This window comes from Intrasporangium sp., assembly GCF_036566125.1.
GTDB lineage: Bacteria > Actinomycetota > Actinomycetes > Actinomycetales > Dermatophilaceae > Intrasporangium.
This window is the reverse complement of the sequence record NZ_DATCWX010000170.1, coordinates 1-6327: the sequence shown is the minus strand read 5'-3', so window position 1 is coordinate 6327 and position 6327 is coordinate 1. Positions and strand designations below refer to the sequence as shown.

9 protein-coding genes and 1 tRNA gene are annotated in these 6327 nt (G+C 68.8%); 8 read left to right on the top strand and 2 right to left on the bottom strand.

Annotated features, from left to right (window positions below; all coding sequences use genetic code 11):
• A partial coding sequence (locus VIR15_RS10400) for an SHOCT domain-containing protein (RefSeq protein ID WP_331927407.1) occupies positions 1 to 179 on the top strand: 179 nt, incomplete at its 5' end.
• Positions 180 to 248: 69 nt separating this feature from the next.
• Here VIR15_RS10400 and VIR15_RS10395 read toward each other — a convergent pair.
• Positions 249 to 1091 carry a class II glutamine amidotransferase gene (locus VIR15_RS10395; RefSeq protein ID WP_331927406.1) on the bottom strand — a complete coding sequence of 281 codons (843 nt, stop codon included), beginning with the start codon at positions 1089 to 1091 and terminating at the stop codon, positions 249 to 251.
• Between the two features lie 107 nt (positions 1092 to 1198).
• Positions 1199 to 1582 (bottom strand): hypothetical protein, encoded by a 384-nt coding sequence (locus VIR15_RS10390; RefSeq protein ID WP_331927405.1) that lies wholly within the window; start codon positions 1580 to 1582, stop codon positions 1199 to 1201.
• Positions 1583 to 1830: 248 nt separating this feature from the next.
• Here VIR15_RS10390 and ligD point away from each other — a divergent pair, with 248 nt between their 5' ends.
• The 7 genes from ligD to VIR15_RS10355 all read left to right on the top strand — a co-directional run.
• On the top strand, positions 1831 to 2811 hold the full coding sequence (gene ligD, locus VIR15_RS10385; protein ID WP_331927404.1) for a non-homologous end-joining DNA ligase: 981 nt from the start codon (positions 1831 to 1833) through the stop codon (positions 2809 to 2811).
• 102 nt (positions 2812 to 2913) lie between these two features.
• Positions 2914 to 3405 (top strand): glutathione peroxidase, encoded by a 492-nt coding sequence (locus VIR15_RS10380; protein ID WP_331927403.1) that lies wholly within the window; start codon positions 2914 to 2916, stop codon positions 3403 to 3405.
• 25 nt (positions 3406 to 3430) lie between these two features.
• On the top strand, positions 3431 to 4456 hold the full coding sequence (locus tag VIR15_RS10375; protein WP_331927402.1) for a chorismate-binding protein: 1026 nt from the start codon (positions 3431 to 3433) through the stop codon (positions 4454 to 4456).
• Positions 4457 to 4460: 4 nt separating this feature from the next.
• Positions 4461 to 5306, top strand: a complete 846-nt coding sequence (locus tag VIR15_RS10370) for an aminotransferase class IV (protein WP_331927401.1) — start codon at positions 4461 to 4463, stop codon at positions 5304 to 5306.
• Complete coding sequence (locus tag VIR15_RS10365) at positions 5303 to 5797, top strand: TIGR02611 family protein (RefSeq protein ID WP_331927400.1); 495 nt, start codon at positions 5303 to 5305, stop codon at positions 5795 to 5797. Before VIR15_RS10370 ends, VIR15_RS10365 begins: the two co-directional genes overlap by 4 nt.
• A gap of 53 nt (positions 5798 to 5850) precedes the next feature.
• A tRNA-Val gene (locus VIR15_RS10360) sits at positions 5851 to 5927 on the top strand.
• A 57-nt stretch (positions 5928 to 5984) separates the two neighbouring features.
• Positions 5985 to 6327 (top strand): hemerythrin domain-containing protein (locus VIR15_RS10355; RefSeq protein WP_331927399.1); only part of this gene is annotated, 343 nt, incomplete at its 3' end.

Here is a 6327-nt window from a genome sequence, read left to right as displayed (position 1 = left end):
CGCAGTACGCGCCCCCGCCCGAGCCGCAGTACGCGCCCCCGCCCGAGCCGCAGTACGCACCTGCGCCCGACCCGGACGCTGACCTTGCCCGACTCAAGCAGCTTGGTGACTTGCGCGCCGCGGGCGTCCTGACGGAACAGGAGTTCCAGGCTCAGAAGGCGCGACTGCTGGGTATGTAGGAGGACCCGTCGGCCGCCATTCGGGCGGCCGGGGACCTCGGGTCTGGTCTGACCCGGATGGCCGGTGGGTCACGACACGTGAACCGGCCTGATCGGGACGAAGGGTCGGATCTCGTCGGCACCCGGCTGGATGATCCCGCACGACGACTCGGGCACCTCGCGCCAGGCGCCGGGAAGGTCACCGAGGGGTTCGGAGACGACGAGACGCGCTTCGTCGCCCAGCATGCGCAGCACCTCCAGTTCGGGGTACAGATCGCGCAACTGAGTCACGTCCGTCGAGTGGAAGAGCGTGCGGCTCTGATGTTGCGACGAGTAGCGGAACACCCATACCGACTTCCCGTCGCTCGTCGCCATCGTCGCTTGGATGGGGTTTGCGATTCCGCGACGTTCGGCGAGGTCCTCGACGAAGCCGATGGCCCGCGCCACGCCCTCGACGGGGTCACCTTGAAGGCCGAACGTCAGCGCAAGGAAGAAGAGTGCCTCGGAGTCGGTCGATCCCTCGATGTCCGGGTACAGCGAAGGGTCCACCGTGAACACCAGGTCGCGTTTCAGCTCATGGAAGCCGGAAACCGCTCCGTTGTGCATCCACAGCCACTCGCCGTGTCGGAACGGATGACAGTTGCTGCGTTGCACGGGGGTTCCCGTCGACGCGCGCACGTGAGCGAAGAGCAGCGGCGTCCGCACCTGCGAGGTCAGCTCCCGAAGGTTCGCGTCATTCCAGGCGGGGTCCACACTCTTGAAGATCGCCGGCTCCTGGCGATCGCCGTACCAACCGATCCCGAAGCCGTCACCGTTCGTCGTTGTCGCTCCCATACGTGAGTGCAGGCTCTGCTCGATCAGCGAGTACTTGGGTTTGAAGAGGAGGTCCTCGACGAGGATCGGGCCGCCCGAGTACACCATCCAACGACACATGCATTCAGGCAACCACGGCGCACGGGCGCCGTCATCACGTCCCGAGGATGACTTCGGTGGGTCGGATCAGCCGCGGAGCAGTCCATAGCAACGGACAGCCGCCGACCTCAGCAGACGAGCGAGGTGATGCCCTGTGCGCTCTCGGAGCCGCTGCGGAGCAGCTTGCCCCAGCCCTGGGTGCAGGAGCTGACGGTGCGCACCGGGATCGAGTAGGTCAGGCGCTGCCGGTTGTCGCCGATGGCATAGCCTCGCGTGTCACCCCCACCGCCGACGACGATGCCGGCCTGGGCGCGGTAGCCGAAGCCGAGCGCGTGGTACTGCGCCCACACGTAGACGGACGAGAAGTTCATCCAGGCCGAGCCGCCGGAGTCCCAGCACCAGCCGATGTACTGCCGCACGGTGAAGGCGTTCATGCCCTTGTCCCGCACGACCTTGCTCGACCCGAGCTCCCGGATGTTGGAGCAGTTGACCTGGGTCAGGTTTGCGGTCATGTCGGACGTGGCGGTTGACGAGCCCGCCGGCGCAGCGGGAGACGCCGAGGCGGCTGTGCTGGGCGCGAACGCAGTCATCAGGCCGGCCAGGGCCAGCGCCAATATGGATACGGTCAAGCGGTGGAGGGACATCATTGTGGCTCCTGCTCGGTGGTCAGTCCGACGACAGTACGACGGGTCGCGGAGATCGGCAGCCCGAAACTCTCCTGACCCTGAGTAGTGTCCACGGACCGGAATAGGGTGGGCCCATGGCCGCCGCGTCCAGCAAGACCCCAGCCATGGTGCTCGACGTGGACGGCTTCGACGTCCGTCTGACGAATCCGGACCGGGTCTACTTCTCCGAGCGAGGCGAGACCAAGCTCGATCTGGCCAACTACTACCTGTCGGTGGGTCCGGGGATCGTCAACGCGCTCCGCGACCGGCCGTGCATGCTCCACCGGTTCCCCAAAGGGGTCGAGGGGGACAAGGTCCACCAGAAGCGACTCCCCGCGGGGGCGCCTCCGTGGGTCGAGACGGTGCGGCTGCACTTCCCGCGCTATGGCCTGCACGCGGACGAGCTCTGCGTCCAGCGTCTGGCCGACGTCATCTGGGCGGTGCAGATGTCGACGGTGGAGTTCCACCCGTGGAACTCCCGCAGGGCCGACACCGAGAAGCCCGACGAGTGGCGGATCGACCTCGACCCGATGCCGCGGTGCGGCTACGACAAGGTGCGGCGGGCGGCTCACGTCGCCCACGAGATCCTCGAGGAGCTCGGCGCCGTCGGCTGGCCCAAGACGTCCGGCGGGCGGGGCATGCACGTCTACGTGCGGATCAAGCCGGAGCACGGCTTCCAGCAGGTCCGCCGCGCCGCCCTCGCCTTCGCGCGTGAGGTCGAGCGGCGGCTGCCCGACGACGTGACGACGGCCTGGTGGCGCAAGGACCGGTCGCCCGAGGACCTCTTCGTCGACTACAACCAGAACGCTCGGGACCACACCATCGCGGCCGCCTACAGCGTCCGGGGCAACAAGCGCGGGACGGTCTCGGCGCCCGTCGTCTGGGACGAGGTCGACGACTCGGTGCCGGACGACTTCACGATCGAGACCATGCCAGCTCGGTTCGTGCGTCTCGGGGACCTGCACGCGGGCATCGACGACGCCGTCTTCGACATCGCCGCGCTCCTCGAGTGGGCCGCGCGCGACGAGCGCGAGGGGCAGGACGCGCCTCCCGACGAGGAACAAGACGAGGAATAAGTCGTATGCCGCTGGGCTTGCTCCTCACGGAAGGTGGCCCCGGGTGCCGCCACCGTCCACGACATACGCCAGGACAACCCACCTTCACCACGAGGAGGACCCGTGACAGCTCTCGGCGACTTCACCGCCACGACGATCGACGGCAAGGAGCAGTCACTGACCGACTACTCCGGGGAGGTGGTGCTCGTCGTCAACACGGCGAGCGAGTGCGGGTTCACGCCCCAGTTCGCCGGGCTGGAGCAGCTCTGGGAGACCTATCGCGACCAGGGATTCACCATCATCGGCTTCCCGTGCAACCAGTTCGGCGGTCAGGATCCCGGGACCAACGAGGAGATCGTCGACTTCTGCCAGAAGAACTATGGCGTCACCTTCCCGATGATGGCCAAGGTCGATGTCAACGGCGACGACACGCATCCGGTGTGGAAGTGGCTCAAGTCGGAGAAGGGCGGCCTCGTCGGCGACCGGATCAAGTGGAACTTCACGAAGTTCCTCGTCGGGCGGGACGGGCACGTCATCGGTCGCTACGCGCCCCAGGCCGAGCCGCAGAGCCTCGCCGAGGACATCGAGAAGGCGCTCGCCGCCGAGCGCCGCTGAGCGGGCGTAACCCTACGATCTGCGGGTGGACCACGCCCGATTCGCCGACCGCCATGCTCGCGAGGTCATCGACGTCCGGCACGGCGAGGACGCCCTGGACGCCGTCTCTCGCGAGGGGTTCTGGGCGCTTGTCGCCACTTTCGAGGGTGCGGTCACAGCCATCCGTTTCGCCGAGGTGCGACATGGGGAGCCGGCCCCACGGGTGGTGGACTGGTCCCCGCTCGATCGGCACTGGGAGAGCTCACTGAGCTCAGCGGCATACGTCGAGGCGGTGGAGGAGGTCCGGCGGCGCATAGCCGCCGGCACCGTCTACCAAGTGAACGTGTGTCGAGTCCTCAGCCACCCCCTCGAGGACGATGCCGACCTCGACGGGCTTGACCTGGTGCTGCGTCGGGGCAATCCGGCGCCCCACGGCTCGCGCATCAGATGCGCGGCGGCCGGTGTCGACGTCGTCAGCGCCTCGCCGGAGCTCTTCCTGGCGCGTCGGGAAGGTCGGCTCATCACCAAGCCGATCAAGGGGACGGCGGCGACGAGAGATCAGATGCTGCCCAAGGACCACGCCGAGAACGTCATGATCGTCGACCTGATGCGCAACGACCTGTCGGGCGTCTGCGAGGCGGGCACCGTGTGGGTGGACGCGCTCTGCGCGTTCGAGGAACACCCGGGGCTCGTCCACCTTGTCTCGACGGTGAGCGGCCGGCTTCGGGACGGCGTGTCCTGGCGCGACGTGTTCGCGGCGGCCTACCCGCCGGGTTCGGTGTCGGGAGCGCCGAAGTCGAGCGCGCTGACGGCGATCGGGGACCTCGAGGCGTCGCCGCGCGGACCGTACTGCGGCGCGATCGGGTGGGTCGACGCCGACACCGACGCGGCCGAGCTCGCCGTGGGCATCCGGACGTTCTGGGCGGAGCGGGACGCGACAGGTCGGCGCTGGCTGCGGTTCGGGACGGGCGCGGGCATCACGTGGCACTCCGATCCCGCGGCCGAGTGGACCGAGACCCAGCTCAAGGCGGCCCGCTTGGTCGGGCTCGCGGCCGGCACTGTGACACCATGACGCCATGACCGGCAGCTCTCCTCGTGTCTGGGTCAACGGCGAGCTCGTCGACCCGACCGCACCGTCCATCGCGGCGCTCGACCACGCCGTCACGGTCGGCGACGGGGTTTTCGAGACGGCCAAGATCGACCGGGGGCAGCCCTTCGCGCTGTCCCGGCACCACGCCCGCCTCGAGCGGTCGGCGGCAGGCCTGGGGTTGCCGGCTGTGGACCTGGCACTCGTCGGAAAGGGCATCGACGCCGTCCTCGGTGGCGGGCCGATCGACTTCGGTCGGCTCCGCTACAGCGTGACAGGCGGGATCGGGCCACTCGGCTCGGACCGGGCCGTGGGGGACCTGACCTACATCGTCGTCGCGGCTCCACAGGCCAGGCCACCCGCCTCGGGCAAGGTGACGGTCGTCCCTTGGACCCGCAACGAGCGCTCGGCAGTCGCCGGGCTCAAGACGACGTCGTATGCCGAGAACGTCGTCGCCCTCGCCCGCGCGAAGGAGGCCGGGGCCATGGAGGCGGTCTTCGGCAACACGCGCGGGGAGCTCTGCGAGTGCACCGGAAGCAACATCTTCGTGGTCGTCGGCGGCGAGGTGCTGACGCCGCCAGAGGACTCCGGGCTCCTCGCGGGAATCACCCGAGAGCTGGTGCTCGAGTGGGCAGCGGCGGCGGGCCTTCCGATCCGCGAGGAGGCCCTACCCCTCGAGGTGCTGGACACCGCGGACGAGGTCTTCATCACGAGCTCGACCAAGGACGTGCTGCCCGTCCACGCGGTCGACGACCGCAGCCTGCCGGTCGGGCCGGTGACAACCCGGCTGCGCGACCTGTTCCGCTCACGTGCAGGGCAGGATCTCGACCCGTGACCGATCGTAGCGAGACGGAGCCGGCGGAGGCTGGAGAGTCGGGGGTCTCGGTCATCGACTACTCCGACCGCAACCTCACCCTCGACGCCCCCGAGGACCGGTGGGCGTGGCGCGCTCGGCTGCGGCGCAACCCGGCCACCCATCTGGCCTGGCGCACCGCCGTGGGGGTCGTTGGGTCTATCGTCACCGTCAGTGGGCTCATCATGGTGCCGGCGCCGGGGCCCGGCTGGGCCGTCGTCATCCTCGGTCTCGTCATCCTGGCCAGCGAGTTCGAGTTCGCCCAGCGGTGGCTCGACTTCGTCAAGCACCACGTGCACCTGTGGAACCGGTGGGTCATGTCGCAGCCGATGTGGGTCCGGTTGCTGGTCGGGTTGGCCACCCTGCTGCTCGTCTGGGCGATCCTCTGGCTGACGTTCGTCGTCATGGGCGTGCCTGCGTGGACGCCGGACTGGGCCGAGCAGCAGCTCGCCCGGCTCCCCGGAGTCGGTTAGGGTCGATTAGGGCGCCCGGCTGCCGACCCGCTATTGTTTCCGAGCACCATTCCGGACGTGTAGCTCAGTTGGTTAGAGCGTTCGCTTCACACGCGAGAGGTCAGGGGTTCGAGTCCCTTCACGTCCACCACCAACACGCCCCCATCGGCTGGTTCGGTCATAGACTGCCCGCCAGGAGGCGATTCCGGTGGACCAGACCCTGACGGCGGCGCTCGAGCGCGAGCACCAGGAGATCGACGCCGGTCTGGGGGCCTTCGTCGACGGGCTGGACAACGGTGAGCTGCTCGGTGCGGAGTTCAACCGTGCGGCGGACGCGCTGCGTCGGCACATCTACCTCGAGGAGGAGTTCCTCTTCCCTCCCTTGCGCGCAGCGGGGATGCTGCCGCCCGTCCTCGTCATGCTGAGGGAGCACGGCGCGATCTGGCGCACGCTTCAGGGCCTCGAGCTCGAGGTGGGGCCGGGCACGGCGGCGGGGACCGCGCGGGACCGGTCCGTTGTGGCTCGAGAGCTGCTCGCGCTGCTCGCGAGCC

What these genes read in the sequence shown, in the direction of transcription:
- ligD (WP_331927404.1), top strand. Translation starts at nt 1,831, where the DNA reads ATGGCCGCCGCGTCCAGCAAGACCCCAGCCATGGTGCTCGACGTGGAC.
- VIR15_RS10390 (WP_331927405.1), bottom strand. Translation starts at nt 1,582, where the DNA reads ATGACCGCAAACCTGACCCAGGTCAACTGCTCCAACATCCGGGAGCTC.
- VIR15_RS10370 (WP_331927401.1), top strand. Translation starts at nt 4,461, where the DNA reads ATGACCGGCAGCTCTCCTCGTGTCTGGGTCAACGGCGAGCTCGTCGAC.
- VIR15_RS10395 (WP_331927406.1), bottom strand. Translation starts at nt 1,091, where the DNA reads ATGTGTCGTTGGATGGTGTACTCGGGCGGCCCGATCCTCGTCGAGGAC.